Origin of the sequence: Pseudomonas sp. NPDC090203, from assembly GCF_044746765.1 — a bacterium.
GTDB lineage: Bacteria > Pseudomonadota > Gammaproteobacteria > Pseudomonadales > Pseudomonadaceae > Aquipseudomonas > Aquipseudomonas putida_AD.
The window spans coordinates 120930-145952 of record NZ_JBIVCV010000009.1; the positions used below are offsets into that span (position 1 = coordinate 120930).

The 25023-nt window shown below is 60.3% G+C and carries 23 protein-coding genes, 4 tRNA genes and 2 riboswitches; of the genes, 16 read left to right on the forward strand and 11 right to left on the reverse strand.

What is annotated here, in order from left to right:
* Positions 1-33 precede the first annotated feature (33 nt).
* From astB to astE, 3 genes are read left to right on the forward strand one after another with little or no spacing between them, the layout of a single operon-like run.
* The gene (astB, locus tag ACIPO9_RS17045) at positions 34-1380 is read left to right on the forward strand and encodes an N-succinylarginine dihydrolase (protein ID WP_400782256.1); all 1347 of its coding nucleotides are present in this window, start codon (positions 34-36) and stop codon (positions 1378-1380) included.
* A gap of 46 nt (positions 1381-1426) precedes the next feature.
* Positions 1427-1717 carry a topoisomerase II gene (locus ACIPO9_RS17050; protein WP_274134528.1) on the forward strand — a complete coding sequence of 97 codons (291 nt, stop codon included), beginning with the start codon at positions 1427-1429 and terminating at the stop codon, positions 1715-1717.
* 15 nt (positions 1718-1732) lie between these two features.
* Positions 1733-2740 (forward strand): succinylglutamate desuccinylase, encoded by a 1008-nt coding sequence (astE, locus tag ACIPO9_RS17055; protein ID WP_274134530.1) that lies wholly within the window; start codon positions 1733-1735, stop codon positions 2738-2740.
* A gap of 108 nt (positions 2741-2848) precedes the next feature.
* Here the strand turns inward: astE and ACIPO9_RS17060 are convergent, their stop codons facing one another.
* Complete coding sequence (locus tag ACIPO9_RS17060; RefSeq protein ID WP_274134532.1) at positions 2849-3343, reverse strand: 6,7-dimethyl-8-ribityllumazine synthase; 495 nt, start codon at positions 3341-3343, stop codon at positions 2849-2851.
* A gap of 125 nt (positions 3344-3468) precedes the next feature.
* Positions 3469-3628, reverse strand: a riboswitch (FMN riboswitch).
* A 184-nt stretch (positions 3629-3812) separates the two neighbouring features.
* Here ACIPO9_RS17060 and ltaE point away from each other — a divergent pair.
* The 7 genes from ltaE to ACIPO9_RS17095 all read left to right on the forward strand — a co-directional run bounded on the left by ltaE (position 3813) and on the right by ACIPO9_RS17095 (position 9834).
* On the forward strand, positions 3813-4817 hold the full coding sequence (gene ltaE, locus ACIPO9_RS17065; RefSeq protein ID WP_400782258.1) for a low-specificity L-threonine aldolase: 1005 nt from the start codon (positions 3813-3815) through the stop codon (positions 4815-4817).
* A 144-nt stretch (positions 4818-4961) separates the two neighbouring features.
* Positions 4962-7580, forward strand: a complete 2619-nt coding sequence (alaS, locus tag ACIPO9_RS17070; RefSeq protein ID WP_400782261.1) for an alanine--tRNA ligase — start codon at positions 4962-4964, stop codon at positions 7578-7580.
* A gap of 103 nt (positions 7581-7683) precedes the next feature.
* On the forward strand, positions 7684-8916 hold the full coding sequence (locus tag ACIPO9_RS17075; protein ID WP_274134536.1) for an aspartate kinase: 1233 nt from the start codon (positions 7684-7686) through the stop codon (positions 8914-8916).
* Between the two features lie 180 nt (positions 8917-9096).
* Entirely contained in the window at positions 9097-9285 is a 189-nt protein-coding gene (gene csrA, locus ACIPO9_RS17080) for a carbon storage regulator CsrA (protein WP_274134538.1), read from the forward strand.
* Between the two features lie 62 nt (positions 9286-9347).
* A tRNA-Ser gene (locus ACIPO9_RS17085) sits at positions 9348-9438 on the forward strand.
* A 107-nt stretch (positions 9439-9545) separates the two neighbouring features.
* Positions 9546-9622, forward strand: a tRNA-Arg gene (locus tag ACIPO9_RS17090).
* Positions 9623-9757: 135 nt separating this feature from the next.
* Positions 9758-9834 (forward strand) — tRNA-Arg (locus ACIPO9_RS17095).
* A 42-nt stretch (positions 9835-9876) separates the two neighbouring features.
* On the opposite strand, the gene ACIPO9_RS17100 is transcribed toward ACIPO9_RS17095, so the two are convergent.
* Positions 9877-10374: a cell envelope protein SmpA gene (locus ACIPO9_RS17100; RefSeq protein WP_400782263.1), complete on the reverse strand. Its 498-nt coding sequence runs from the start codon at positions 10372-10374 to the stop codon at positions 9877-9879.
* Between the two features lie 321 nt (positions 10375-10695).
* On the opposite strand from ACIPO9_RS17100, the gene mgtE reads away from it, so the two are divergent.
* Positions 10696-12144: a magnesium transporter gene (mgtE, locus tag ACIPO9_RS17105; RefSeq protein WP_274134539.1), complete on the forward strand. Its 1449-nt coding sequence runs from the start codon at positions 10696-10698 to the stop codon at positions 12142-12144.
* 126 nt (positions 12145-12270) lie between these two features.
* Here mgtE and ACIPO9_RS17110 read toward each other — a convergent pair whose 3' ends face one another.
* The 3 genes from ACIPO9_RS17110 to ACIPO9_RS17120 all read right to left on the reverse strand — a co-directional run bounded on the left by ACIPO9_RS17110 (position 12271) and on the right by ACIPO9_RS17120 (position 13532).
* Positions 12271-12597: an Arc family DNA-binding protein gene (locus tag ACIPO9_RS17110; RefSeq protein WP_093464019.1), complete on the reverse strand. Its 327-nt coding sequence runs from the start codon at positions 12595-12597 to the stop codon at positions 12271-12273.
* Positions 12598-13040: 443 nt separating this feature from the next.
* Positions 13041-13238 carry a PA3371 family protein gene (locus tag ACIPO9_RS17115; RefSeq protein WP_400782265.1) on the reverse strand — a complete coding sequence of 66 codons (198 nt, stop codon included), beginning with the start codon at positions 13236-13238 and terminating at the stop codon, positions 13041-13043.
* A 60-nt stretch (positions 13239-13298) separates the two neighbouring features.
* Positions 13299-13532: a hypothetical protein gene (locus tag ACIPO9_RS17120; protein WP_400782494.1), complete on the reverse strand. Its 234-nt coding sequence runs from the start codon at positions 13530-13532 to the stop codon at positions 13299-13301.
* A 344-nt stretch (positions 13533-13876) separates the two neighbouring features.
* Here ACIPO9_RS17120 and ACIPO9_RS17125 point away from each other — a divergent pair.
* The 3 genes from ACIPO9_RS17125 (at position 13877) to mntP (ending at position 16063) form a co-directional block, all read left to right on the forward strand.
* Positions 13877-13948: transfer RNA gene (locus tag ACIPO9_RS17125), tRNA-Arg, on the forward strand.
* Positions 13949-14368: 420 nt separating this feature from the next.
* The gene (locus tag ACIPO9_RS17130; protein WP_400782267.1) at positions 14369-15256 is read left to right on the forward strand and encodes a DMT family transporter; all 888 of its coding nucleotides are present in this window, start codon (positions 14369-14371) and stop codon (positions 15254-15256) included.
* A gap of 66 nt (positions 15257-15322) precedes the next feature.
* A riboswitch (yybP-ykoY riboswitch) is annotated at positions 15323-15494 on the forward strand.
* Between the two features lie 5 nt (positions 15495-15499).
* Complete coding sequence (mntP, locus tag ACIPO9_RS17135; protein ID WP_274134543.1) at positions 15500-16063, forward strand: manganese efflux pump MntP; 564 nt, start codon at positions 15500-15502, stop codon at positions 16061-16063.
* A 103-nt stretch (positions 16064-16166) separates the two neighbouring features.
* On the opposite strand, the gene ACIPO9_RS17140 is transcribed toward mntP, so the two are convergent.
* The 6 genes from ACIPO9_RS17140 to mqo all read right to left on the reverse strand — a co-directional run bounded on the left by ACIPO9_RS17140 (position 16167) and on the right by mqo (position 21417).
* Positions 16167-17036: an oxaloacetate decarboxylase gene (locus ACIPO9_RS17140; RefSeq protein WP_274134544.1), complete on the reverse strand. Its 870-nt coding sequence runs from the start codon at positions 17034-17036 to the stop codon at positions 16167-16169.
* 262 nt (positions 17037-17298) lie between these two features.
* Positions 17299-17718 carry an organic hydroperoxide resistance protein gene (locus ACIPO9_RS17145; RefSeq protein WP_400782270.1) on the reverse strand — a complete coding sequence of 140 codons (420 nt, stop codon included), beginning with the start codon at positions 17716-17718 and terminating at the stop codon, positions 17299-17301.
* A 111-nt stretch (positions 17719-17829) separates the two neighbouring features.
* The gene (locus ACIPO9_RS17150) at positions 17830-18543 is read right to left on the reverse strand and encodes an SDR family NAD(P)-dependent oxidoreductase (RefSeq protein ID WP_274134546.1); all 714 of its coding nucleotides are present in this window, start codon (positions 18541-18543) and stop codon (positions 17830-17832) included.
* A gap of 52 nt (positions 18544-18595) precedes the next feature.
* Positions 18596-19252, reverse strand: coding sequence for a DsbA family oxidoreductase (locus ACIPO9_RS17155; RefSeq protein WP_400782272.1), 657 nt, complete (start codon positions 19250-19252; stop codon positions 18596-18598).
* A complete protein-coding gene (locus ACIPO9_RS17160) occupies positions 19249-19464 on the reverse strand; it encodes a 4-oxalocrotonate tautomerase family protein (protein WP_274134548.1) in 216 nt (71 codons plus the stop codon). Before ACIPO9_RS17160 ends, ACIPO9_RS17155 begins: the two co-directional genes overlap by 4 nt.
* 312 nt (positions 19465-19776) lie before the next feature.
* Positions 19777-21417 (reverse strand): malate dehydrogenase (quinone), encoded by a 1641-nt coding sequence (gene mqo / locus ACIPO9_RS17165; protein ID WP_400782274.1) that lies wholly within the window; start codon positions 21415-21417, stop codon positions 19777-19779.
* A 1165-nt stretch (positions 21418-22582) separates the two neighbouring features.
* Between mqo and ACIPO9_RS17170 the strand changes: the two genes are divergently transcribed.
* On the forward strand, positions 22583-24187 hold the full coding sequence (locus ACIPO9_RS17170) for a response regulator (protein ID WP_400782277.1): 1605 nt from the start codon (positions 22583-22585) through the stop codon (positions 24185-24187).
* Entirely contained in the window at positions 24184-24876 is a 693-nt protein-coding gene (locus tag ACIPO9_RS17175) for a sensor histidine kinase (protein WP_400610128.1), read from the forward strand. Before ACIPO9_RS17170 ends, ACIPO9_RS17175 begins: the two co-directional genes overlap by 4 nt.
* Positions 24877-25023: the final 147 nt, after the last annotated feature.

Below are 25023 nucleotides of genomic sequence, written 5' to 3' on the forward strand. Positions count from 1 at the left end.
TGCATATAAAAACAGATCCACGGAGCCTCACCGATGAAATCCTGTGAAGTCAACTTTGACGGTCTAGTGGGGCCAACCCATAACTACGGCGGATTGTCCTACGGCAACGTCGCGTCCCAGAGCAATTGCCAGCAGTCCTCGAACCCGCGGGAAGCGGCGTTGCAGGGCCTGGCGAAGATGAAAGCGCTGATGGAAATGGGCTTCACCCAGGGCGTGCTGGCGCCGCAGGAGCGTCCGGACATCGCCGGCCTGCGCAAGCTGGGCTTCGGTGGCACTGACGCCCAGGTCATCGAGCGCGCTGCAAAAGAATCCATGCCGTTGCTGGTCGCCAGTTGCTCGGCGTCGAGCATGTGGGTGGCCAACGCCGCCACTGTCAGCCCCAGCGCCGATACCGCCGACGGCCGCGTGCATTTCACCGCCGCCAACCTGAACTGCAAGTACCACCGCAGCATCGAGCACCCGACCACCAGTCGCGTACTGGGCGCCATGTTCGCCGACCAGCAGCATTTCGCCCACCACGCCGCCCTGCCTGCCGTCGCCCAGTTCGGCGATGAAGGTGCGGCCAACCACACGCGTTTCTGCCGCAGTTACGGCGAGGCGGGGGTGGAGTTTTTCGTGTTCGGTCGCGCGGCCTTCGACACCCGTTTCCCGGCGCCGCAGAAATACCCGGCGCGCCAGACTCTGGAAGCCTCGCAAGCCGTCGCCCGCCTGCACGGCCTGAGCGATGAGGGCGTGGTCTTTGCCCAGCAGAACCCGGCCGTGATCGATCAGGGCGTGTTTCACAACGACGTGATCGCCGTGGGCAATGGCGAGGTGCTGTTCTATCACGAGGACGCTTTCCTCAATACCGAGCACATGCTCAGCGAGCTGCACGACAAGCTGAATCGTCGCGGCGGCCGCTTCCAGGCGATCTGCGTGCCGCGCACCGAAGTGGCGGTCGAGGATGCGGTGCGCTCGTACCTGTTCAACAGCCAGTTGCTGTCCCGCGCCGATGGTTCGATGCTGCTGATCGTGCCGGAAGAGTGCCGCAGCAACGAGCGGGTGTGGAATTACCTGCAACGCCTGATCGCTGACGAGAGCCCGATCCGCGAAGTGAAGGTCTTCGACCTCAAGCAAAGCATGCAGAACGGCGGCGGCCCGGCGTGCCTGCGTTTGCGCGTGGCGCTCAACGAAACTGAACTGGCAGCGGTCAACCCAGGGGTTATCATGACCGCGCCGTTGTATGACACCCTAACGCAGTGGGTCGACAAGCACTACCGTGACCGCCTGAGCGAAAGCGATCTGGCCGATCCGCAGCTGCTGACCGAATGTCGTACGGCGCTGGATGAACTGACTCAGCACCTTAAGCTGGGCGCGGTCTATCCTTTCCAAATCAATTGATGCACCAGGGGCGTCGCTGCTCCTGCCTTATAGAGAGAATTTCTGCATGACCGACGCGCTGCGTTTGATCCTTGAAGACACCGATGGCACCCAGCTGGAAACCTCCTGCACCCGTTTTGCCGTGATCTGGCAGGGCAAAGAGGTGTGGATTCAGCAGGATGGCCGCGGTCAGTTGCTGATCGGCGTGGACGTCGAGGAAGGCGATACCGAATACGCCAACCTGCTGTTGCGCCCAATGGCCACCAACCTGGTCAGCCTGCAGCTGGAAATGGAAGCGGCCGACGTCGGCGAAGATGAAGAAGACGGTCACGTCCACGGCCCTGATTGCAATCACTAAGAGGTAATCGGCCTTATGCTCGCCCTCGGCAAACTGCTTGAACTGACCCTGGCGGGTCGTGAACCCGCAGAAAAGACTCAACTGACCGTCGAAGGCGTGCGCATGCGCTGGCTGGCCGAGGGTGCGCTGGAAGTGCGTCCCCCAGAGGCCAAGGACAATGGCACCGACCTGCTGTTGTCCGCGGGTATCCATGGCAATGAAACCGCGCCGATCGAGCTGCTCGACGAGCTGATCCATGCCATTGCCCGGGGTGAACTCAAGCCTCGGGCGCGCATTCTGTTCCTGTTCGGCAACCCCGAGGCGATGCGTCGCGGCGAGCGTTACGTCGAACATGACATCAACCGGCTGTTCAATGGCCGTCATGAACAAGGCAGCGGCGCGGAAGCCATGCGCGCCTGCGAGCTGGAGCGCCTGGCGGCGAGTTTCTTCAGCGTGCCGGACCGCTACCGCCTGCACTACGACCTGCACACGGCCATTCGCGGCTCGAAGATCGAACAGTTCGCGCTCTACCCCTGGAAAGAGGGGCGCCAGCATTCGCGCCGCGAGCTAATCCGCCTGCACCGCGCCGGGATGGAGGCCGTGCTGTTGCAGAACAAGCCGTCCATCGTGTTCAGCGCCTACACCTACGAGAAGCTCGATGCAGAAGCCTTTACGCTGGAGCTGGGCAAGGCGCGGCCGTTCGGGCAGAACCAGAGCGTGAACCTGACGCCGTTGAAACTCTGCCTTGAGCACCTGATTCGCGGCACCGAGCCGCTGGTGGGCGATCAGATCGACGGGTTGAAGCTGTTCAGCGTGGCGCGAGAGATCATCAAGCACAGCGACGCCTTCCGCCTGCACCTTCCGGCGGACATCGAGAACTTCACCAGGCTGGACAAGGGGTTCGTGCTGGCCGAGGACCTGGCCGATTCACGCTGGGTGGTAGAGGAGGAGGGCGCCCGCATCATCTTCCCCAACCCGAAGGTCAAGAACGGCCTGCGTGCCGGGATTCTGATCGTGCCGACGACTGATGAGCAGTTGGGCTGAAGCCATCATGCCCCCATCCCGTAGCAGCACGGCTCGCCGGCGGGGGCGATCTTGCGGACGCCCCCGCCGGCAAGCCGCGCTGCTACGGATTGATCGGCGTCTGAGCCTTTAGCCCACAGCCTTCTGCGACTCACCCAGACGCCGCACCGCACGCAGCTTGGTCAGCGTATCTGCGCAGGTCTTCGCCGCTTCCTGGCCCTTGTGCACGAAGTGGTTGAAGAAGTAGTTGTGGTGTTCTTCGCCACCGTGGAAGTGGTGCGGGGTCAGGACCACCGAGAACACCGGCACTTCGGTTTCCAGCTGGACCTGCATCAGCGCGCTGATGACTGACTGCGCGACGAACTCGTGGCGGTAGATGCCGCCGTCCACCACCAGACCTGCAGCCACCACGCCGGCATATTGACCGGTCTTGGCCAGCAGCTTGGCGTGCAGCGGGATTTCGAAGGCGCCGCCCACTTCATAGAAATCGATGTCGGATTCGGCATAGCCATGGTTGGCCATCTCGGCGACGAAGCCTTTGCGCGCCTGATCGACGATATCTTTGTGCCAGCAAGCTTGAATGAAAGCGATGCGCTCGTGAGCGTGAATTGCGGTGGGTTGCATCTGTTCTGACTCCTGTTTAATTAAAAAACAGGGCGTTTGGATCGAAGGGGATGCCAGGGTACGGTCGCAAGCGGCCCGGCAAAAAATGCCCGTGACCCGGCTGCGAGACGATCCTGTGGTGCCAATCCCGTTCTCTCTTCATCCGGACTATGACCGTCGGCCCCGGGATCACACCGGGTCTGCTGACCTCTGTCGGGATTGAAATCCCGACCGAGCGCTCGCGGGCTAGGCACTTTGCGCACCATTACCGCCGGTGGGGAATCGCACCCCGCCCTGAGAACGTTGCCGACGGCATATTTCGTCGGCGTGCAGTTTGTAACACAGATTTTCAGAATGTGCATGGAGCCTTTTGGATGGTTTTCATCAGGTTTTCTTATAAGCAGGCCTTGGCTTTGCCGCGCGAAGACTTGATTATCAAGGGTCCAGGCCTCAGAACTGAGGTTCGACACACTTTTCAGGGAGCTTCATCGTGACGGTAATCGATCTGCGCAGCGACACAGTGACCCAGCCCACCGCCGGCATGCGCGAGGCCATGGCCAGCGCGCCCCTGGGCGATGACGTGTATGGCGAAGACCCGACGGTAAACAAGCTGGAATCCTGGCTGGCGCAGCGTCTGGGTTTTGCAGCGGCGCTGTTCGTTCCCACCGGCACCATGAGCAACCTGCTGGGCCTGATGGCCCACTGCGAGCGCGGCGAGGAATACATTGTGGGTCAGCAGGCCCACACCTATAAATACGAAGGCGGTGGCGCGGCAGTGCTGGGTTCGATTCAGCCCCAGCCGCTGGATAACCAGCCTGATGGTTCTCTGGACCTGTATCAGGTGCTCGCGGCCATCAAGGCCGATGACTTCCATTTCGCCCGCACCCGCTTGCTGGCTCTGGAAAACACCATGCAGGGCAAGGTCCTGTCGCTGGACTACCTGGCCGCAGCGCGCAAACTGACCACTGAAAAGGGCCTGAGCCTGCATCTTGATGGCGCGCGCCTGTACAACGCCTCGGTCAAGCTGGGCGTGGATGCCCGCGAGATCACCCGGCATTTCGATTCGGTATCGGTTTGCCTCTCCAAAGGCCTGGGCGCACCCATCGGCTCGGTGCTGTGCGGTTCCAGCGAGTTCATCGCAAAGGCTCGCCGTTTGCGCAAGATGGTCGGCGGTGGCATGCGCCAGGCCGGTCTGATCGCGGCGGCGGGGCTGTATGCGCTGGAGCATCAGGTCCAGCGCCTGGCAGACGATCACGCCAATGCCGCGTTCCTGGGCAAGGCTCTGTCGGAGCTGGGCTTCACCGTCGAGCCGGTTCAGACCAACATGGTGTACGTGCAGATCGGTGAGCGGGCCGACCAGCTCAAGGCGTTTTGCGCCGAGCGCGGCATCGTCCTGAGCGCGGCGTCGCGGCTGCGCATGGTCACGCATCTGGACGTGTCTGGCGCGCAAATGGAGCAGGTGGTTGCAGCATTTGCCGAATTCGGCGCGCAATAATCGACCGATAATCCAATTGGTTGCTTCTATCGTACAAAGACGCTGTACCGTGGAAGCAACGCCTATATAATGCGGCCCTTTGCCGTCGCTACGTCGAATGACGTTATGCATTTGCCTCTGGCCGCAGTTCCCGTGGAAGAACCTATGAAAAGCGCAGAAATCCGTGAAGCCTTCCTGAGCTTCTTCGAAGAGCAGGGCCACACCCGTGTAGCCTCCAGCTCCTTGATTCCGGGCAACGACCCGACCCTGCTGTTCACCAACGCAGGCATGAACCAGTTCAAGGACTGCTTCCTGGGCCAGGAAAAACGAGCCTACACCCGTGCCGTCAGCAGCCAGAAGTGCGTGCGCGCCGGCGGCAAGCACAACGACCTGGAAAACGTCGGGTACACCGCGCGTCACCACACCTTCTTCGAAATGCTGGGCAACTTCAGCTTCGGTGACTACTTCAAGCGCGATGCGATCACCTTCGCCTGGACCTTCCTGACCGGCGTCCTGAAACTGCCGAAAGACAAGCTCTGGGTCACTGTCTACGCCACCGACGACGAAGCCTACGACATCTGGACCAAGGAAATCGGCGTACCGGCCGAGCGCATGGTCCGTATCGGCGACAACAAGGGCGCGCCGTATGCTTCCGACAACTTCTGGACCATGGGCGATACCGGCCCGTGCGGTCCTTGCACCGAGATCTTCTACGATCACGGCGCCGACATCTGGGGTGGCCCGCCGGGCTCGCCAGAAGAGGACGGCGACCGTTACATCGAGATCTGGAACAACGTCTTCATGCAGTTCAACCGCACCGCCGACGGCGTGCTGCACCCGCTGCCAGCGCCGTCGGTCGACACCGGCATGGGCCTTGAGCGGATCAGCGCCGTGCTGCAGCACGTGCACTCGAACTATGAGATCGACCTGTTCCAGAGCCTGCTGGCCGCTGCCGCCAAGGCCATCGGTTGCACCAATGACGCCCAGCCTTCGCTGAAAGTCGTGGCCGACCACATCCGTTCCTGCGGCTTCCTGATTGCCGATGGCGTGTTGCCATCCAACGAAGGCCGTGGCTACGTACTGCGTCGCATCATCCGTCGCGCTTGCCGTCACGGTAACAAGCTGGGTGCCAAGGGCAGCTTCTTCTACCAGATCGTCGCGGCGCTGGTTGCCGAGATGGGCGAAGCCTTCCCGGAACTCACTTCCCAGCAGGCGCACATCGAGCGCGTACTCAAGGCTGAAGAAGAGCAGTTCGCCAAGACCCTGGAGCAGGGCCTGAAAATCCTCGAGCAGGACCTGGCCGAGCTCAAGGGCACCGTGGTGCCGGGCGAAGTGGTGTTCAAGCTGTACGACACCTATGGCTTCCCGATGGACCTGACCGGCGACATCGCCCGCGAACGCAACCTGACCCTCGATGAGGAAGGCTTCGAGCGCGAGATGGACGCCCAGCGTGAGCGCGCCCGCTCCGCCAGCGCCTTCGGTATGGACTACAACAGCCTGGTCAAGGTTGACGTGGCCACCGAGTTCACCGGTTACAAGGCCACCAACGGTGACGCCAGGGTCGTGGCTATCTATAAGGATGGCGAGTCGGTCCAGCAACTGAACGAAGGCGAGGAGGGCGTGGTGATCCTCGATCGCACGCCGTTCTACGCAGAATCCGGTGGCCAGATTGGCGACTGCGGTTTCCTCCAGGCTGGCGCTGCGCGTTTCGACGTGCGCGACACCACCAAGACCGGCGGCGCGTTCCTGCACCACGGCGTGCAGGTGTCCGGCAGCCTGTCGGTAGGCGCTGCACTGCAGACTGAGGTCGCTGCTGATGTGCGTCAGGCCACGTCCCTGAACCACTCGGCCACCCACCTGCTGCACGCGGCACTGCGTCAGGTCCTGGGCGATCACGTCCAGCAGAAAGGCTCGTTGGTCGACAGTCAGCGCCTGCGCTTTGACTTCAGCCACTTCGAGGCGATCAAGCCCGAGCAGATCAAGGCCCTGGAAGACATCGTCAACGCCGAAGTGCGCAAGAACACTGCGGTCGAAACCGAAGAAACCGACATCGACACCGCCAAGAAGAAAGGCGCCATGGCGCTGTTTGGCGAGAAGTACGGCGACAGCGTTCGCGTACTGAGCATGGGCGGTGATTTCTCCGTCGAGCTGTGCGGCGGGATTCACGCCAACCGCACTGGCGACATCGCGCTGTTCAAGATCGTCAGCGAAGGCGGCGTCGCTGCCGGCGTGCGTCGTATCGAAGCGGTCACCGGCGCCGTGGCGCTGGCCTACCTGAACGGTGCCGAAGAACAACTGAAGGAAGCCGCGAGCCTGGTCAAAGGCAACCGCGACAACCTGCTGGACAAGCTGTCGGCTGTCCTGGAACGCAATCGCTTGCTGGAAAAACAGCTGGAACAACTGCAGGCCAAGGCGGCCAGCGCTGCGGGCGACGATCTGTCTGCCGCTGCGGTGGACGTCAAGGGCGCCAAGGTCCTCGCTGCCCGTCTCGACGGTCAGGATGGCAAGGCGCTGCTAGCCCTGGTTGACCAGTTGAAGAACAAACTCGGCCGCGCAGTGATCCTGCTCGGCGGTGTGCATGAGGAGAAGGTCGTGTTGGTGGCTGGCGTCACCAAGGACCTGACTGGCCAACTCAAAGCCGGTGATTTGATGAAGCAAGCGGCTGCTGCCGTTGGCGGTAAAGGCGGTGGTCGTCCTGATATGGCGCAAGGCGGCGGTGTCGATGCCGCAGGCCTGGATGCAGCGCTCGCGCTGGCGGTTCCGTTCGCCGATCAGGGACTGTAACAAACCCTTGGTCGACCCACTGCGGCCTGCCTGCCGGCAGGTCGCAGCGCTTGGTGGTTTGAATGTTTAACGGGCGCCCTTCACGGGCTGAGGCGGCTTTGAGATGGCTTTAATCGTACAGAAATTTGGCGGCACCTCCGTGGGCTCGGTAGAGCGCATCGAGCAGGTGGCCGACAAGATCAAGAAATTCCGCGAGGCGGGTGATGATCTGGTGGTCGTGCTGTCGGCCATGAGCGGCGAAACCAATCGCCTGATCGACCTGGCCAAGCAGATCAGCGATCAACCGGTCCCGCGCGAGCTGGACGTGATCGTTTCCACCGGCGAGCAGGTGACCATCGCCTTGCTGGCCATGGCGCTGATCAAGCGTGGCGTGCCTGCGGTGTCCTACACCGGCAACCAGGTGCGCATCCTGACCGACAACGCGCACAACAAGGCGCGTATCCTGCAGATCGACGATCAGAAAATTCGTGCTGACCTCAAGGAAGGTCGCGTGGTTGTCGTCGCCGGTTTCCAGGGCGTCGACGAGAGCGGCAACATCACGACCCTGGGGCGTGGCGGTTCCGACACCACGGGCGTTGCCCTGGCGGCGGCCCTCAAGGCCGACGAGTGCCAGATCTACACCGACGTCGATGGCGTGTACACCACTGACCCGCGCGTAGTGCCACAAGCACAGCGCCTGGAGAAGATCACCTTCGAAGAGATGCTGGAAATGGCCAGCCTCGGTTCCAAGGTCCTGCAGATCCGTTCGGTGGAATTCGCCGGCAAGTACAACGTCCCGCTGCGCGTGCTGCACAGCTTCAAGGAGGGTCCAGGTACCCTCATTACCATTGATGAAGAGGAATCCATGGAACAGCCGATCATTTCTGGCATCGCCTTCAACCGTGACGAGGCCAAGCTGACCATTCGTGGTGTCCCGGATACTCCAGGCGTTGCCTTCAAGATCCTCGGCCCGATCAGCGCCGCCAACATCGAAGTCGACATGATCGTGCAAAATGTTGCGCACGATAACACCACCGACTTCACCTTCACCGTACACCGCAACGAGTACGACCAGGCCCTGGCCGTGCTGAACAAGACCGCCAGCGAAATCGGTGCCCGTGAAGTGATCGGCGACACCAAGATCGCCAAGGTTTCGATCGTTGGCGTCGGCATGCGCTCCCACGCAGGCGTTGCCAGCCGCATGTTCGAAGCGCTGGCCAAGGAAAGCATCAACATCCAGATGATCTCCACCTCCGAAATCAAGGTTTCGGTGGTCATCGAAGAGAAGTACCTGGAGCTGGCCGTGCGCGCCCTGCACACTGCCTTTGAACTCGACGCGCCTCGCCAGGGTGAGTAAGCGTTGACCGAAAGGCGCGGTGAATACCGCGCCTTTCGTGTTTCTGAACGGCGCGATAAAACTGTTTTTTTTCCGCCGCTAGTCAATACTCAAGGCTGACCGGGCTGCTGGTACAGGTTCCGGACGATGCCTTTTGGTTGTGCAGACTGTAGTCCCTGAATGTAGATTGAGGAGATAGGCATGCTGATTTTGACCCGTCGGTGCGCGGAGAGCCTGATTATTGGTGACGGTGAGATCACCGTAACCGTGCTCGGCGTTAAAGGTAATCAGGTACGAATTGGCGTCAATGCGCCCAAGGAAGTGGCTGTTCACCGTGAAGAGATCTACGAGCGCATCAAGAAAGAGAAGGGCCAGGAACCAAGCCATTAATTTTTATTGAATTTTTGGTTTGCAAACGGGGAAAAGGGTGGTTATTATACGCCCCGTGTTGCGGAGAGCTGGCCGAGTGGCCGAAGGCGCTCCCCTGCTAAGGGAGTACACCTCAAAAGGGTGTCGGGGGTTCGAATCCCCCGTTCTCCGCCATTATTTGCGTAGTACGTTGTAATCTGGCTTCTTCGGTAAGTTGTTGAATTTACTAGAAAAAGTGGTTGACAAGCAGATTTAACGGCCTATAATGCGCGGCAACAAATGCACTCGTAGCTCAGCTGGATAGAGTACTCGGCTACGAACCGAGCGGTCACAGGTTCGAATCCTGTCGAGTGCACCATTTAAGCGTTGTTTGTAGTGATACAGATAACTGCTTTAAGAAAGAGCCTGGCTTCAACAGGTCTTCGGAAGCACCACTCACTTCCAGAAGTAAAATGCAGTAACCAGTGGTGATCTGGTTTAACAAGCGCCACTTGCACTCGTAGCTCAGCTGGATAGAGTACTCGGCTACGAACCGAGCGGTCACAGGTTCGAATCCTGTCGAGTGCACCATAAATCAGAAGGCCCGCATGAAAATGCGGGCCTTTTGTCTTTCTAGCGTTCCTGCTTCTGAATCCTGCCTTTCACGCAGCCGTGTTCATCGAATGACACCTGCCGGCTTTTGCCTTTTTTCTCCTCGTACACATACTTCACCTCGCCGTTGCGGCTCACGACCTTGTCCGGTCTGCCCAGCAGGCTTTCCACATCGCGTTTGGTCATGCCGGCAGGTGTCTGGTAGTTGATGATCGCCTTGCGCCGCTGTTCAGCACTCAGCACGTTGCCGCAGCCGTCGTCCCGCTGGCCGACGATCACCAGTTCGTGGCTGCTGCCAGTCTTGGCACCTGGCGCAGGCGGAGCAGGGCCGGGTGCTATCGTTCCCGGTGGGGTGTTGTAAGCCTGGTGCAACTGTATGTCATGGCCGGGCGGACAGCCCAGGGTGGTGAAGGTGAGATTGCCGCTTTCATCGGTGCAGCGCTGCACGCTGTTTGCCCATGTAGGCACGGGAATGAAAAACAGGGCAGCAATAATGGCTTTTCGAAGGTCCAATGGCACAGGCGCGTCCTCCTTGACGGGGTCAGCGCAGCCTAGCCAGATGATTATTCGGGAGCGAGCGTGTTTTCTTCACCGGATGTGACGTCGCAGGATAGAGAGACTCATCCCGCAGTCAGCATTGCGTTGCAAGCGCTTGTTCCGTGTTGAATTTTTAACATGCAGCCTCGACAAGCGGTGTATGATTGCGCCCGTCAGCCCCGCCGGGGCTTGTGGAATACCTCCATGGACTTACCCAGTAGCAACTTAAATCCAAGCTGTACCAATCAAGAATCGACTGATTGATCTTCCGGCGTGTTCCACTGCTGGGAGTGGAGTTCGCCTATGACTGAAATCGAAGTAAAAAAGACGCAGGAAAGCCTGCAGGATCGCCTTGCCCAAGTGGTCGATCTGCTGCAGCGCCAGCGTGTCGTCGAAGATCTGACCCATCGCCAGGAAGGTCAGCATCAGGATCGCGTCGAAAACCTGGTTCACCGGCAAAACCTGGTCGAGCTGCAACGCAAGCTCGATGACCTGCACTCCGCCGACGTCGCCTACATTCTTGAAGCCCTGCCTGTTGAGGACCGCCTGACGGTCTGGCAACTGGTCAAGGCCGAGCGCGACGGCGACATCCTTCTGGAAGTATCCGACTCCGTCCGTGAAACCCTGATCGCCGACATGGACGATCACGAGCTGCTCGCAGCCGCCAAGGAGATGGACGCTGACGAACTGGCCGACCTTGCGCCTGAACTGCCTCGCGACGTCGTGCATGAATTGATGGAAGCGCTGGACACCCAGCAGCGCGAGCGCGTGCGTTCGGCCCTGTCCTACGATGAGGAACAGGTCGGCGCGCTGATGGACTTCGAGATGGTCACCATCCGCGAGGACGTCAGCCTGGAAGTGGTCTTGCGTTATCTGCGCCGCCTCAAGGAGCTGCCAAGCCACACCGACAAACTGTTCGTGGTCGATTACGACGGCGTGCTCAAGGGTGTGCTGCCGATCAAGCGCCTTCTGGTCAATGACCCGGAGAAACAGGTGTCGGAAGTCATGGCCGACGATCCGGTCAGCTTTCACCCTGATGGCGACGCCTACGAGGCCGCCCAGGCGTTCGAACGTTACGACCTGATTTCTTCGCCGGTGGTGGACAAGAACGGCAAGCTGATCGGCCGTCTGACCATCGATGAAATGGTCGACCTGATTCGCGAAGAGAGCGAGACCGAAGTCCTCAACATGGCCGGTCTGCGGGAAGAGGAAGACATCTTCGCCTCGGTCTGGCGTTCACTGCGCAACCGCTGGTCCTGGCTTGCGGTGAACCTCATCACGGCCTTCCTCGCATCCCGCGTGATCGGCCTGTTCGAAGGCTCCATCGAGAAGCTGGTGGCGCTCGCGGCCCTGATGCCGATCGTGGCCGGTATCGGCGGCAACTCGGGCAACCAGACCATCACCATGATCGTTCGCGCCATGGCGCTGGACCAGGTCAGCACCGGCAACGGCAACACCTCGCGCCTGATGCGCAAGGAGCTGGGCGTTGCGCTGGTCAATGGCTTGTTGTGGGGCGGGGTGATCGGCGTCGTGGCCTACCTGCTGTACCACAGCTGGTCGCTGGGCGTGGTGATGACCGCCGCGATGACGCTGAACCTGCTGCTGGCGGCGTTCATGGGGGTGCTGATCCCGATGACCCTGGCGCGGTTGGGGCGCGACCCGGCCATGGGTTCCAGTGTGATGATCACTGCAATGACCGACAGTGGCGGCTTCTTCATCTTTCTGGGGCTGGCCACGCTGTTCCTGCTCTAGTCCGCGCAAGCAAACAAAAAACCGCCCTGGGAGGCGGTTTTTGTTTTTTCATGGCAGCGTGCAGTGCATTTATGGCGGGCATGAAAAAGCCAGCGCTAGGCTGGCTTTCGGGAGAGCAAGGGCGACTTATTCGTCGTCGTTTGCCAGGCTTGTGTCGTGGGCAATCAACGACACCAGGGCGTTTTGCTGACGATGAGCCAGCTGGCGGAAACGCTGCAGCAGCTCACGCTCGTGCAGAGACAGCTCCGGGCTGTCCAGACGCAGGCTTGGCTCGTCGCCCAGTGCGCCTTCCTGAATCAGACTTTGCTCAAGACGCGCAATGATTTCCGAGTTCATGCTGCGGTGATGCTGCTTGGCGACTTCCGCAATACGCTCGCGCATGCCTTCCGGGAGGCGGACAACGAACTTGTCAGCTGTGCGACTGGAATAATTGGCCTGTTTCATAGGGCTCATATATTTAACCGATTTAGTTCAAAGGGGCAGGCGGTTCTGCATTCAGCCGCGTGATGTCATCGTCTGACTGTCATTTTGGCGAAATGTTCAACCAGCCAACATAAAGGTCCGCCATCATGCCTCAATACGTCGGATCCTTGGCGTCAAATCTGTGACAATATTGAACTAGATAAAGGCGTTTAGCCAGCACCAATTATCAGAAATGCGTTCTGGTTTGCAAAGTTCCCGGTTGCCACATTCCAGGCGATAACCGCCGTAGACGCGGCTTTGCGCCATGATGGCTATCTGTCTTCAGAGTAGAAGCGTCTGGGTCAAAATACGAGCACAGGCTCAAGAAAGAGACGAAGGGTCTTCGGGCGGGGCAGGCGGGTGCGTAGGGCGCGGGTGTAGGAAAGCAGCTCAGATCGAGTTGAAAAAAGCGTATCAGATGGCAGCGCCGTGGATCACGGCTTGGCCTGGCGCAGTACAGGGTCGAACTTGATCCGGCGTCCCACGATCAACGCCATCACGAACAGGCAGGCGAACAGTCCTGCTGAAACCTTGGCGATAGCGCCCAGGGTGTCCATCGATGTCGGGAGCAATTGATCCGTCGCGATGGCCATGATGCTCAGAATCAAGAAGGACAATGCTGCTTTGGACATGGCGGTTCTCGTAGTCGTAGTCAGTGAAAAGCAGGCAAATCCGCTTCAGCTGGTAAAAAATCAGAACACCCAGCGTTCGGAGCGGTCGACAGGAATAGCTTCATCGGTATCGTTGGCCAGCATGGCGTCGGAATGCTGGGTTGGCATTGCAGCGTAGCGAGGCGCCTGCTTGATCAGATAATGAGGCTGTGCCTGAACGGCGACTGTCTCGGTCTTGCTGCCAGCATCGTGGAAGTGAAAGGCCACCAGAGCGACCAGGGCCGCAGCATTCAACAGCGAGAGAGTCATGTTCATGTCGGTTACCTTCGCTTGGAATTGATTTTGAAGGGGATTTGCACGAACAGGAGTAATGCAGCCTGCATGCCAGCTTTTTAGTGAAAAAATAATCAATAAAATCAATGGCTTACGAATGAATTTGCGCGGGTTTGGATTGCACTTTGCAATGATGTCAATGTGGTGCATTGCAAATTGCATGATGATGCTCGGGCGGGGGGCGTCCGTGGGAAAGAGGCTACAGCTTGAAATGACAATGACGACATGACAAAACAAAGGCTTACGGTTAACATGCTCGCCGTCCCGCTGACGCCGACAGGCATGCTCAGCGGTTCGGTCGGCATGTTTCAGGCTACAGACGTTACGTCCTCTTAGTTCAACGGATAGAACGAGCCCCTCCTAAGGGCTAGATGCAGGTTCGATTCCTGCAGGGGACATATCCTTTTCTTCGCAATTCCCCTCAACGACACCTGCGCTCGGCCTGGCGCCTTGACGTCGCGTCTCCACAAAAAAGCCCACTCCATCCTGTAGCAGCACGGCTTGCCGGCGGGGACGTATTCACGATCGCCGACGCCGGCAAGCCGGACTGCTACGGGTACGGCTGACCTCGATCCCGTGGGAGCCGCCTTGGTGGCGAAGGCGATTTTGAGATCGCCCCCGCCGGCAAGCCGTGCTGCTACGGGAGGCCAAGGTTTTTTTCTTGGGGCGGTAGTGCTTCACAGGTGGTGAGTCGTGGCCACCACCGACGCCTTCACGTCGTTACCAGACATGCATCCCTCGCGCTTTTCTGGCTTAAATGCCCGGCAGCTGTGACCACCTGCGACCTACCCCAAAACCCGCCACTGGACTGACCCTCTATGAGCACTCCGCTGCAAGGCGTTGCGCGCGCCCATGAAGCTGCGAGACCTCAACTCGGTATCTTGTTGTGCCTGCTGTCGATGCTGATTTTTGCCGCCCAGGACGGGATCACCAAGGTGCTGGTCAGGGACTTGCCCATCATGCAGCTGGTGATGGTGCGCTACTGGGTGTTCCTGCTGTTCGCCATTGCCTACTGCACCTATCGTGGCGGTGTAAGAAACGCCAGCCGGAGCCGTCATCCTTTTCTGCAAATCATCCGGGCCTTGCTCGGGGTAGGGGATATCGTGCTGTTCGGCATCGGCTTGCGTTACCTGGGGCTGGCGGAGATGCATGCGTTGTATGCGGTGTTCCCCTTGATGACGCTGGGGTTGGCCGGGTTGTTTCTCAAGGAGTACATCGGGCTGCGACGCTGGCTCGCGGCGGGTGTGGGTTTTCTCGGTACCGTGGTGATCCTGCGGCCGGGTACCGGGGTGTTCGAGCTGGCTGCGTTGATTCCGCTGATCTCGGCCCTGGGTTTCGCGTTTTTCGGCGTGTTGACCCGGCGCATCAGCCAGGACGACTCTTTCGCGACCAACATGCTGTACATGGGCGTGATCGGTGCAATCGCCGTGACGGTGCTGGGGTTGCCGTTGTGGGTGACGCCAACGGGGACGGAGTGGGTGCTGCTGGGGATTCTGTCGATGACGGGCGTGGTGGCTCAGCTCTTGTTGCTTCAGGCGTTGCGCTACGCCACGGCATCGACCCTGCAGCCATTCAACTATTCGCTGTTGTTGTTTGCCACGCTGATCGGCCTGTTGGTTTTTGGCGAATTGCCGGATAACTGGACCATCATCGGCGCGTGCCTGGTGATTGCGGGTGGGTTGTATGCGGCCAAGGTGAAGAGCTAAGCCGATAGCCATAACCACGAAAATCTATCGAGGTCATATAATTTTCACATCGTAGCCGCTATAGTGGCCACCGTTGTTGGGGAGTAGCCTGCTCAGGCCTTGGTCATGAGCGTTCGTGTCAACATTCTCGGCTTCATGCCGTGGCGCGAACACCTTTCGGTTGGCGAGACCAGCGATGCATCCATGCCTAAAGTCGGGCGTGTGGTTGCGTCGTTGTCTCTATAGCCCGACTGGAAGTACACCGTGAATCCCATTTCCCTGATTTTTCTCGCCCTGGCCATGTCCACGGACGCCTTCGCGGCGGCCATCGGCAAAGGCTCCAGCCTGCACAAACCACGTTTCAGCGAAGCGCTGCGCACCGGCCTGATCTTTGGTGTGATCGAAGCCATTACTCCGATTGTGGGTTGGGGTATCGGTCAGGTGGCCACTCAGTATGTCGAGAACTGGGACCACTGGATCGCCTTCACGCTGTTGCTGATCCTGGGCCTGCACATGATCTACAACGGCATCAAGCACGATGACGAAGAGGAGGAAAAACCTGACTCCCATTCCTTCGTGATTCTGGCGATCACCGCATTTGCCACCAGCATCGATGCGCTGGCGGTGGGCGTGGGCCTGGCCTTCGTCAACGTGAACATCCTGGTGGCGGCCGGTGCCATCGGCCTTGCGACCACGGTCATGGTCACCCTGGGCGTGATGCTGGGTCGGGTGCTTGGCACAGTGGTCGGCAAGCGCGCCGAAATCGTCGGCGGTATGGTGCTGATGCTGGTGGGCTCGACGATTCTCTACGAACACCTGAGCGCCTGAGCCAGCCCTGACATCGCTCCCGCCGGCAAGCCGTGCTGCTACGGGAGCGTGGGGTTTGCGGGAGGGAAGCGGTGCCAGGGGAGGGCACCGCTCTTGGGGCTGTTTACTCTTTGACGTCCATGAACTCTTCGGCCCATGCCACGTAGTTTTCAGGCAAGGTGTAGGTGTGGGTCAGTTCGGTGGCGCTGAGGTTTTCGGTGCTGTGGGTGACCTGGCGCTGGGCGCGCAGGCAGTCGTAGGTGGCCTTGATCGAGGCGAAGTACGCCGCGTGGCCGGCGACGATGATGCGCACACCCAGCTTGGCCAGACGTTCGAAGTCGTTGAGCTTCGGGTTGCCGTAGGTCACCAGCATCAGCGGGACGGTGAGCTTGGCCGACACCTGCTCCAGGTGTTCGAAGTCCTTGATGCCGACGATGCAGATGCCATCCGCGCCAGCCTTTTCGTAGGCCTGGGTGCGTTCGATCAGGTCTTCCACCGACAGCACGTTGGCGTTGGTGCGGGCAATGATTGCCAGTTCCGGATCGCAGCGCGCTTCCAGGGCCGCCTTGACCTTGCCGATGCCTTCTTCGATGGAAATCAGGTCCGTTGACTTGCGCCCGAACTGCGCCGGCAGCAGGGTGTCCTCGATGGTCAGCGCCGCAACCCCTGCGCGCTCCAGTTCTTCGACGGTGCGCATGACGTTCAGCGCGTTGCCATAACCGTGGTCGGCGTCCGCCAGGAACGGCAGTTGCGCAACGCGACCGATGCGGGTGGCCTGCTCGACGAATTCGCTCAAGGTAATGAGGGCGAAGTCCGGGGCGGCCAGCACCTGCAACGAGGCGACCGAACCACCGAGAATGCCGACTTCGAAGCCCAGGTCAGCGGCAATGCGCGCAGACATCGGGTCGAAAACGGAGGCGGTGTCGAAGCACTTGTTGGAAGCGAGAAGCTCGCGGAAATTACGGCGCAGCGCGGTGTGGGACATTCTGGACATGACGTTTCCTGTACTGGCGATCATCGTTGACGCCATTTCATATGCTCATAGGTGCGGCGAGACTATCACGCCTGTAAACCCTGGGTTATGTCGTTTGGGAATGGGGTATGCGCGCCGCACATGATGCCGAGGATATGGCCGCTGAATCGTTATTTCTTGCACTGTTTCGGGGCGTTTTGCCGACAATTTCCCCGCTGCTTACAAAAAATAAAACCAGCCGCCCGACGTTCGGGAAGCTGGTTGGGATGGCCGCCGGTTTCGGTCAGGCCAGGGTGACTTCGGCATTGATGTTGCCGCGGGTCGCCTTGGAATACGGGCAGGCCTGGTGTGCCGCTTCCACGACCTTCTGCGCGGTTTCACGGTCCAGCCCTGGCAGGCTGACCTTGAGACGGGCCTGGATCAGGTAGCCGCCTTCGTTGGTGCCCAGGTCGACTTCGGCATCGACGCTGGTGTCGGCGGGCATTGCCACTTTCATCTTCTGCGTGACCACGCCGATGGCGCCGATGAAGCAGGCCGACCAGCCCGCCGCGAACAGTTGCTCGGGGTTGGTGCCGTCGCCCTTGGCGCCCGGAGAAGACAGCTTGATGTTCAGGCGATTGTCGTCGCTCGCGGCGGCGCCGTCGCGTCCGCCATCGGTGTGAACCTTGGCGGTGTACAGCACTTTGTCCAGATCTTTGCTCATGATGTGCTCCTACTAGTAGTGCCTTGTGCCATTCAATGAGGAATCGGCCCGTGGGCCGGGCCGATTCAAGTGTTGCCTGCTTTTCGGGTTTGTCGAATCGGACGTGTCCGATCAGTGCCCGGCGCTCTGGCCGCCATCGACGTGCAGGATTTCGCCCGTCACGAAGTTCGCACTGTCCAGGTACAGTACGGCGCCAACGATGTCTTCCACCTCGCCCATGTGGCCGACCGGATGCAGTGCGCCGAGGGCCGCGTGGGTTTCCTCGCCATGCATCGGGGTCTTGATGATGCCAGGGGAGACGGCGTTCACCCGGATGCCGCGCTTGGCGTATTCGATGGCCAGGGATTTGGTCGCCGCGTTCATGCCGCCCTTGGTCAGGGAAGCCATGACCGAAGGCACGCCTTCAACCGCATGGTCCACCAGGGTGGTGGTGATGCTGACCACATGGCCGCCGCCGCCCTGTTTTTCCATCTGGGCGATGGCCAACTGCGACATGCGGAAGAAGCTGGTCATGTTGGTACCGACGATCTGCGCGTAGTCGTCCAGGCTGTATTCGGTGAAGGGCTTGGCCACGAAGATCCCGGCGTTGTTGACCAGCGTATCGATACGGCCGAAGCGGGCCACGCCTTCGCGGATGATCTTCTCGGCGGTGGCCGGGTCAGCGATGTCACCGGCCACGGTCAGGATGTCCGGATCGGTGGAAGGCTTGATCGAACGGGAGGTGGCGATCACCTGATAACCCAGCTTGCGAAAGCCGGCGACGATGCCAGCACCCAGACCTTGGGATGCGCCCGTGACCACAACGACTTTTTTCGAATTGCTCATGATGAATCCTCTTTAAACGTAAGAATGCGTATTGAACGAATGGGGTAAGGCTTCAGGCCGGTGTAGGCGTTTGCGCCATTTCACGCAGGACCTGTTCGTAGTACTCGACAGACTGAGAACCGGTGACCAACTGACGACCGTTGAGCACCATCGCCGGGACCGAAGTGATCCCGCGTGCCTGATAAAAGCCTTCAAGCTCCCGGACTTCCTCGGCGAACCGGTTGCTTGCCAGCACCCGGCGGGCGGCTGCGGTGTCCAGCCCGGTTTCACCGGCCAGGCGTGCCAGCGTCTCGAGGTCGCTGGGGTTCTGGCCGTCGGTGAAGTAGGCCTTGAGCAGTGCTTTTTTCAGCGCGACCTGGCGGCCTTCTCCCGCAGCCCACAGCAGCAGGCGATGGGCGTCGAAGGTGTTGTAGAAGTGACTGCGTTTTTCCAGGTCGAAGTCAAAGCCCAGCGCCTTGCCGCGAGCGATCACCATCTCGTTGCGTGAAGCGACTTCGGCTGCGGTGCGGCCGTATTTGCGCATCATGTGCTGGACCGCGTGCTCACCTTCAGCCGGCATGTCCGGGTTCAGTTCGAAGGGTTTGTACGAGAGCGCCACGGTCACTTCGCCAGCGAGGTTGTCGATGGCCTGTTCCAGGGCGGTAGCGCCCAGCGCACACCAGGGGCACACGATGTCCGACACGAAGTCGACGCTGACGGCGACGGTCACGATTTGGCCTGCGTCAGGTTTTTGCGGTACTCGGTGGTGGTGATTCCAGCGTAGCCCCAGTTATCGGTGTCCACTTCCTCGATCACGATGTGGGTCAGGTGCGGGTCCTTGCCCAGCACGGTTTCCATGGTCTTGGTGATTTCGGCGATGACCTGGGCTTTCTGTTCTTTGGTAACGCCATCACGGGTGATGCGAACGCTGATGAAAGGCATGAGTGCAACTCCAGAGGTTGACCGGTCGGGGTGATCGGTCAGCAGGTGGAGTGGACTTTAGAAAGTTGCGTGAAGCGGATAAATACGGGGGCGGGTACTTCATTTGTGATGCCGTGTAATAAATCCCGTCGCGATCGCTCAGGTAGCAGCACGGCTTGCCGGCGGAGCGATCTCGAGGGCGCCCCCGCCGGCAAGCCGTGCTGCTACGGGACGTAGGCGGCTGCGATTCTAGGGTGGGGGCATCACAAACGAAAAAGCCACGGGGTTCAAATCCCGTGGCTTTTTTGTTTACAGCGTCAACGATGGAGCCTGTTACAGCGCCATGTCGTTCGCAGGCTTGCTTTCAGCCGGCGTGGCTGGGGTCGCGGTGCTGGTGCCGACGCTCTGGTCGATCACTGGCGGCTTGTCCAGTTGCAGGACTTCAGCGGTGTAGTTCCACTCCTGCTGAACGGCGGCAGGGGAGTCGTTCAGCTTGGTGCCGTAGCTTGGAACGATCTGACGGATCTTGGCTTGCCACTCAGGGGTTGCAACCTTGTCCTTGAAGACCTTTTCCAGCACGTTGAGCATGATCGGCGCGGCGGTCGAGGCGCCTGGCGATGCACCCAGCAGAGCGGCGATGCTGCCGTCCTGGGACGAGACGACTTCGGTGCCCAGCTTCAGTACGCCGCCTTTCTCGGCATCACGCTTGATGATCTGTACGCGCTGACCGGCTTGCCACAGGCGCCAGTCTTCTTTCTTGGCGTGCGGGAAGTATTCCTGCAGGGCCTTGAAACGGTCGTCGTCAGACAGCATCAGTTGGCCGGCGAGGTACTCGACCAGCGGGTACTGCTCGATGCCCACTTTGGTCATTGGCCAGAAGTTGTGGGTGGTCATGCTGCTGAACAGGTCCAGGTACGAACCTTCTTTCAGGAACTTGGTGGAGAAGGTCGCGAACGGGCCGAACAGGATCACGCGCTTGCCGTCGAGCACGCGGGTGTCCAGGTGCGGAACCGACATGGGCGGCGCGCCGGTGGAGGCGATGCCGTAGGCCTTGGCCATGTGCTGCATGGCAACGGTCGGGTTCTCGGTCACCAGGAACGAACCGCCAACCGGGAAGCCTGCGTAGTCGCGGCCTTCCGGAATGCCGGATTTCTGCAGCAGCTTGAGTGCGCCACCGCCGGCACCGATGAACAGGAACTTGGCGTCGGTCGCGCTGCTGGTGCCGTCCTTCAGGTTCTTGTACTCGACGTGCCAGGAGCCGTCGGCGTTACGGGTAATGTCGTTGACTTCGCTGGACAGCTTGAGCTTGAAGTTCGGGCGAGTCTGCAGGGACGACACGTACTGACGGGTGACTTCACCCCAGTTGACGTCGGTGCCGATTGGCGTCCAGGTGGTCGCCAGCTTCTGGTTCGGGTCACGACCTTCCATCATCAGCGGGACCCACTTGGCGATCTGCGCCGGGTCTTCGGAGTACTGCATCGGGCGGAACAGCGGGCTCGCCTGCAGTGCTTCGTAACGCTTCTTGAGGAACTTGATGTTGTCATCGCCCCACACGAAGCTCATGTGCGGAGTGGAGTTGATGAACGAATGCGGGTTCTTCAGGACGTCGCTGCGCACCTGCCAGGACAGGAACTGACGGGTCACCTGGAAGGCTTCGTTGATCTCGATCGCCTTGGAGATGTTGACCTTGCCGTCTTTGTCTTCCGGGGTGTAGTTCAGCTCTGCCAGGCCCGAGTGGCCGGTACCAGCGTTGTTCCAGCCGTTGGAGCTTTCTTCGGCGACTGCGTCCAGACGCTCGATCATTTCCATCGACCAGCCCGGCTCCAGCTCGTTGAGCCAGACACCCAGGGTCGAACTCATGATGCCGCCACCGATCAGCAGCACATCCACTTTCTTGGCTTCAGCGGCGTGTGCCTGAAGCATGCCCAGCGTAACTGCCAGCCCCAGCAGCGCCTTGCTCGTCTTTTTCAGCATTGTGTTATCCAGTTGATCGAACATTATCCGCCTGCCGTTTTTATGGGGGCCGATTCCGGGGAGTGTCACGTCGTTTTGCAACTGACGTTGACGCAAGTCCGGTATCGCGCCCGACGGGCGAGGAGGTAGGGTTCAAGGGCGATAGACGCTCCTCGAGTTCTGTGTCCCTCCGCGCTGGCTTGTTGTTAGATCATTGGAATCAGCAGCTTGAGTAAACAGTACAACCGCCGCACGGTCCGGTCATCAGGTCCAGATGGGTGCGGCGGGCGCGGATTGTACCTTAAATGTGATTTACGACAAAACATGTGACGAATTAGTCAATTAGCCAATGTGTCACAGGTGGCGAAGGAATGGCTCTGGCGCCTGCTTTCTTATGATCGTTCCCACGCTCTGCGTGGTAACGGTTGACTTGACGCTCCGCGTCTTGGGGTGACGCCGTTATTGTGTGTATATCCGTTATGGCGGTGGTTGGGCTTTAGGGTTCGCCCCTTACGGGCGACCTACTTTCCTTACGGGGAAAGTAGGCAAAGCCATTGCGACAGGCTGGGGTCCTTCGGACTTCCCTCGACTCCGGCGCCGTTCCGGGGGCACGCCATGATGGGCCATCCATGGCCCGCACGGCTTTCGCGGCATCCATGCCGCTCATCCCCCTACACGACGCCTGCGCTCGGCCTGGCGCCTTGACGTCGCGCCCTGTGTCGCCTGTACCACCGCGCACGAAGATCAAGATCAAAAGCACACCACCTTCCCGTAGCAGCACGGCTTGCCGGCGGGGCGGCCTCGAGATCGTCCCCGCCGGCAAGCCGTGCTGCTACGGATGATCTGCGGCGCTTTTGTAGGAGCGCGCTTGCCCGCGACGGGGGCTTCAAGATCGCCCCCGCCGGCAAGCCGTGCTGCTACGGGGGCGTGCTATCGCGCATAACAGGCAAACACCCCTGTGGCATTCGATTTTTCCCCCCGCCATCACCTAAGCTTTACCCCTGCGCCGCCGATAACGCGGTTAAGCGGCGTCTTGCCGCACCCAAAGTGGCCGGCGCCGATGTGAAATAGCTTGCTGGCCGGTGGTGGTTGGCTATCATCTGCCCCGCAAAAACCGGGGGCGGCGATGTCGACCCGTTGTGCCGTTGCCTCTGGGCTGATTTTTTCTCCCGTGACAGGAATCTCGATGCTGGCGTGGAACCAAAAAAGCTTTCTGATCGTCGATGATTTCTCCGATTTTCGCAGCTCGGTCAGGTCGATGCTGCGTGAATTGGGCGTCAAGGAAGTGGACACCGCCGATACCGGCGAACAGGCGCTGAAGATGTGCTCGCAGAAGCGCTATGACTTCGTCCTGCACGATTTCAACCTGGGCGATGGCAAGAAGAACGGCCAGCAGGTCCTCGAAGACCTGATGACCGACAAGCTCATCAGCCATGAAAGCGTGTTCGTCATGGTCACCGCCGAGAACAGCCAGGCGATGGTCATGAGTGCGCTGGAGTGGGAACCCGATGCCTACCTGACCAAGCCGTTCAACCGCGCAAGCCTGGCCCAGCGTCTGGAAAAGATCGTACAGCGCAAGAACCTGCTCAAACCCATCCTGCAGGCGCTGGATCGCGGCAAGCCGGCTGAAGTGCTTGCCGCCTGTGTGAACCTGACCAAGCAGGACCCACGTTTCGCGCCGTTGTGCCTGCGCTACAAGGCCGAGGCCCTGCGTGACCTGAACCAGCACGAACCGCTGGAAGCCTTTCTCAAATCGATCCTGGCCGACCGTCCGCAACCCTGGGCGTTTTCTGCGCTGGGCAAACTGCTGCACAAGCGTGGTCGCAACGCCGAGGCGCAGGCGGTCTATGAAGAGGCGATTCGTACCTTCAACGCCATGCCCGTGCTGTTCGACGGCCTGGCGGATGTGCTGATCGCCCTGGGTGATCGCCGGCGTGCGCAGAAGATGCTTGAAGAAGCGGTGCGCCTGTCGCCTTACGCGGTCCGTCGTCAGCGGCTGTTGGGTCAGTTGGCGCTGGAGAACAAGGATTTTGACGGAGCCTCCAAGGCCTATCGTCAGGCGGTTTCCCAGGGCCAGTTCTCGCGCTTCAAGGACCCGGAAACCAACCTGGGTCTTGCCCAGGCGTTGATCAGCCGTGGCGGCGAGCGCGGGCTGGATGCGCGCACCCGGGTGGAGATCAACCAGACCCTGAGCGAAGTTGCCAAGGAACACACCAACGACGCCGGACTGCAAGTACGCGCTCGCCTGATGAAGGCCACCAGCGTTGCCAGCTCCGACCCGGAAATGGCCGCCAAACTCACCGAGCAGGCCATGGCCCGGCTCGACGGTATGGAGCAGTTCCTGAGCGCCGATGCAGCGCTGGCCGTGGCCGCGCAGCTGACTCAGTTGGGGCAGGAAGCCGCGGGTGCGGGCATCCTGAAAAGCTGTGCGGAGATTTACGGTGATGACCCGGCGGTGATGCAGAACATTGCCAAACAGACCGACGATCCGGACATCCTCAGCGCCGGCAAGGCCGCCATCGACCTGAACCTGCAAGGCATTCGCGCCTATCGCGCGGGCAAGCTGGGCGAGGCCCAGGACCTGTTCCGCAAGGGCCTGGCGCTGCAACCCAAGAACATCAGTATTGCCCTGAACATGGCCCAGTCGCTGCTGCACATGGGCGTGCAGAACCTGGATGCGGCCAGCCTCGCGGAGTGTCAGAACAGCCTGAAGATGGTGGGCAAGATGCCCGAAACCGACCCGCGCTACGAGCGCTACCAGAAACTGCGCATCAGGGCATTCGGCGAATGAAGGATCAGGATCAGGGGCTGGATTTTTCCATGGTGATTGCCTCCACCGTGCACGACATGAAAAATTCCCTGGCCTCGCTGATCCAGGCCCACGGCCAGTGGCTGGAGAAATTGCCCGAAGCGCAGCGCGGCACCCCCGAGCAGGGCGTGATCGACTACGAGTTCGCTCATTTGAACGGCATGCTGGTGCAGTTGCTGGGGCTGTACAAACTGGGCGTGAACCAGTTGCCATTGCGCCCGGACTACCACGAGCTGGATGACTTCATCGAGGCGCAGTTGGCCTTCCATCAGGAAGTGCTCGCCAGCCGTGGCATCAGCGCCCGCTACAGTGTCGACGACTTCGGCCTGCCAGGTTTCTTCGACCGCGAGTTGATTGGCTCGGTGGTGTCGAACGTGGTCATCAACGCCATTCGCTATGCGCGCAGTGAAGTGTTGATTACGGCGGGGCAGGTGGGTGAGCAGTTGGTCATCAGCGTCAACGACGACGGTCCCGGTTTCCCTGCCAAGATGATCGAGAACCAGACCGACTACGTGCTCGGGATCAACCAGAGCAGCGGCAGCACGGGCCTGGGCCTGTACTTCGCCGCCAATATCGCGCGGCAGCACCAGCGCCAGGGCGTGCCGGGGCATATCGAAATCGCCAACGGCGGCGAGCTGGGCGGCGGGTTGTTCAGTATCTATCTGCCGTAGCGTCACCGCACCACCGAACCCGTAGCAGCACGGCTTGCCGGCGGGAGCGGTGTGTCTGTTAAGAAAAGGTCGCCTGACACACCGCCCCGCCGGCAAGCCGTGCTGCTACGGATGTGATTGATCCCGATACCGTAGGAGCGCGCTTGC